General features: G+C 71.3%; 1 protein-coding gene. It reads right to left on the bottom strand.

What is annotated here, in order from left to right; translation table 11 throughout:
• A partial coding sequence (locus G6027_RS12580) for a DUF4040 family protein (protein ID WP_182637476.1) occupies positions 1 to 2,758 on the bottom strand: 2,758 nt, incomplete at its 3' end.
• Between the last annotated feature and the right edge of the window lie 294 nt (positions 2,759 to 3,052).

Raw genomic sequence — 3,052 nt, 5'->3', positions numbered from 1 at the left:
CGTCGCTCCGGTCGTCCCCGCCGAGCTTGTCGATCGCGGCCATGATCACGCCGAGGACGGCCAGGTAGACGCCCACGTCGAAGACCAGCGCGGTGGTGAGGTGCAGGTCACCGAGGTAGGCGTGCAGCGGCAGGAGGAACGAGCCGTCGACGAAGCCCGCCAGGCCCGTGACGACCCCGATGATCACGCCCGCCGCGATGACCGCGACGTACGGCACCCGGATCCGCGCCGCCTCGTCGCTCGGCGCGCGCAGGTAGTAGATCGCGATCCCGGCCCCGCCGATGAGCGCGGAGTTGAACCCTCCGCCGGGGGCGTTGTGGCCCCGCACGAGGAAGTAGAGCGAGAGCAGCACGATCAGAGGCCCGAGGATCCGGGCGAAGGTGCGCAGGAAGACCCCGTTGTCCCGGGCGGACAGCAGCGGCGAGTCCGCGTGCACGGCGAGCGGCACCTCGCGACGGGGCAGGGCGCGCCTGGCGTGCAGTGCCAGGATCACCGCGAGACCGGCCACCCCGAGCACGGTGAGCTCACCGAGGGTGTCCAGCGCTCGGTAGTCCACCAGGACGGTGTTGACCACGTTGATGCCGCCGGTGTCCTCCTCCGCGTTGTCGAGGAAGTACCGCCCGACGTCGGAGAGTTCCCGGCGACCGGTCATGGCCCACACCGCCGCGCCCGAGGCCAGGCCGACCACGATCGCGACGGCCGCGCTGACGAGCGTGCGCGAGCGGGAGACCGTGTGGAAGGCGCGGGGGAGACGCTGGAGGACCAGGACGATGACGACGACGGTGAGGACCTCGACGAGGAGCTGGGTCAGGGCCACGTCGACCGCGCCGAGCGTGAAGAACCACAGCGCCATGGCGAACCCGACGATCCCGACGTTCGCGACCGCGCCGAGACGGGAGCGGGAGACGACCATGGCCGCGGTCCCCACCACGAGCAGCACCACCACCACCCAGTCCTCCGCCCGGACGGGTGAGCCCACCTCGGGTTCGGGGCGGACGGCTGTCACGCCCACGGCGGCCAGGGCGACCAGCACCAACAGGACGGCCCAGACGTGCCGGGAGATCCGGTCCGTCCGGGTGACGTCGCCGACGCGTGCCCCTCCCGCGATGGCCCAGCGGCGCAGCGCGTCGACCGTCGCCACCCCGGTGATGGGGGCGAGCTCGCGGTCGAGGAAGCGGTCCACGGGATTGCGCACCAGGACCAGCACGATCCCGAACGTGATCACGGCCATCGACATGAACAACTCGGGCGCGAACCCGTGCCAGAGGCCGAAGTCCGCCTCGTAGCCCTCGCCGAGGGAGGCGCGGGCCGCGGCCGCGACCGCCGGCTCGAGGAGGAACCCGGTGAACCCGAGGATCAGGCCGAGCACCGCGGGGAGGGCGGCGGGGAGGAAGAACGAGGCGTGCGGGGCCTCGATGGTCTCCGGAGTGCTGTGCACCGGCTCGGGGCCCGGCCCCGCCGGGGGACCGTGGGTGACGAACCCTCCGAGCAGGAAGCGTGCCGAGTAGGCGAAGGTGAAGGTGGCGGCGAACACGGCCAGGGCGCCGAGCGCGGGCCCGGTCCACGCGGCTCCCGGCGCGTCGAGCATGGACTTGAACATCCATTCCTTGGACACGAAGCCCAGCAGCGGGGGAAGCCCCGCCATGGACGCCGCGGCCAGTCCCACGCCGATCGCCGTGCCCGGCATGATGCGGTAGAGCCGCGGGAGACCGCTCATGGCCCGGGTCCCGGTCTGCTGGTCGACCACGCCCACGAACATGAACAGGGACGACTTGAACAGCGCGTGGGCGATGGTGTGCACGATCGCGGCGACCATGGCGGCCGGGGTGCCCACGCCGATCGTCGCCACCAGGAAGCCCAGCTGGCTGATCGTGGAGTAGGCGAGCAGCTCCTTGAGGTCGTCCCGCTGCATCGCGAACACGGCGCCGAGGACGGCGGTGGTCATACCGCAGGTGATCAGGAGCAGGTTCCACACCGGGACGTCGTGCAGTGCCTCGGAGAACCGCAGCAGCAGGTAGATGCCGGCCTTGACCATGGCGGCGGCGTGAAGGTAGGCGCTGACCGGTGTCGCCGCGACCATGGCGTCAGGCAACCACGCCTGGAACGGGAACTGCGCGGACTTGGTGAACGCGGCCATGGCGATCAGCACGGCGATCACGGCGGCGAAGCCGGGGTCGGCCGACCACACCGGATCGACCAGGATCTCCGACAGGACGGTGGTGCCGGTGCGGACCACCATGAGCGCTGCGGCGGTGAGCAGGCAGAGCCCGCCCGCGACGGTGACGAGGAGCGTCCGCACCGCGGGCTGCGTCCCCTTGGGGCCGGCCAGTGTGATGAGGAAGAAGGAACAGAGGGTCGTGAACTCCCACGCGACGAACAGCAGGACGACGTCGTCCGCCAGGACGAGCCCGAGCATGGACGCCGCGAACAGCGTCATCAGGCCGTAATAACCTCCGTGACCTCCGCCGCGCCCCAGGTACCGGGACGAATAGGCCATCACGACGGCCCCGATCCCGAGGACGATCATGGTGAACACGCGGGCCAGCGGGTCGAGGGAGAGGCGGAGCTCGACGCCCAGCGCGGGCATCCACTCGATCGCGGAGACGGAGTCGACGGGGATGGCGAACCAGATGTACAGGGCGAGGCCGCCGAGCAGCGCCGCGAGCGGCCATCCCGCGTCCCGCCCCATGGTGCGGGCCAGCAACGGTGAGATCGCCGCGATGCCGAAGGCCACTGCGAGGGCGAGGGTCAGGGTCACGTGCCGTTGGCTCCGGAGGTGGTCGAGATGGGCGTCGGAACAGACCCGTGGGTACCGAGCCCGCCGGGCCAGGCTAACACTGTCCGCCCGGGCGGATTCGGTCAGGATTCCGGGGCATGCCGAATGACCTGCGGGAACGAGTGCTCCGCGTCACTACCATCCACGGCATGCCCCCCACCCCCAGTGCAGCCGACCGCGCGGACGACCCGGTGGACGACCCGGTGGACCCCGCTGTGGACGACCCGGGTGGCGAACGCCCGGACGACCCGGTGGACGACCGGGGTGACGAGCCGG

This window comes from Dietzia sp. SLG310A2-38A2, from assembly GCF_014145095.1.
Classification (GTDB): Bacteria; Actinomycetota; Actinomycetes; order Mycobacteriales; family Mycobacteriaceae; genus Dietzia.
Note: the sequence above shows the minus strand (reverse complement) of the source record. Positions and strands in the feature narration are given on the sequence as shown.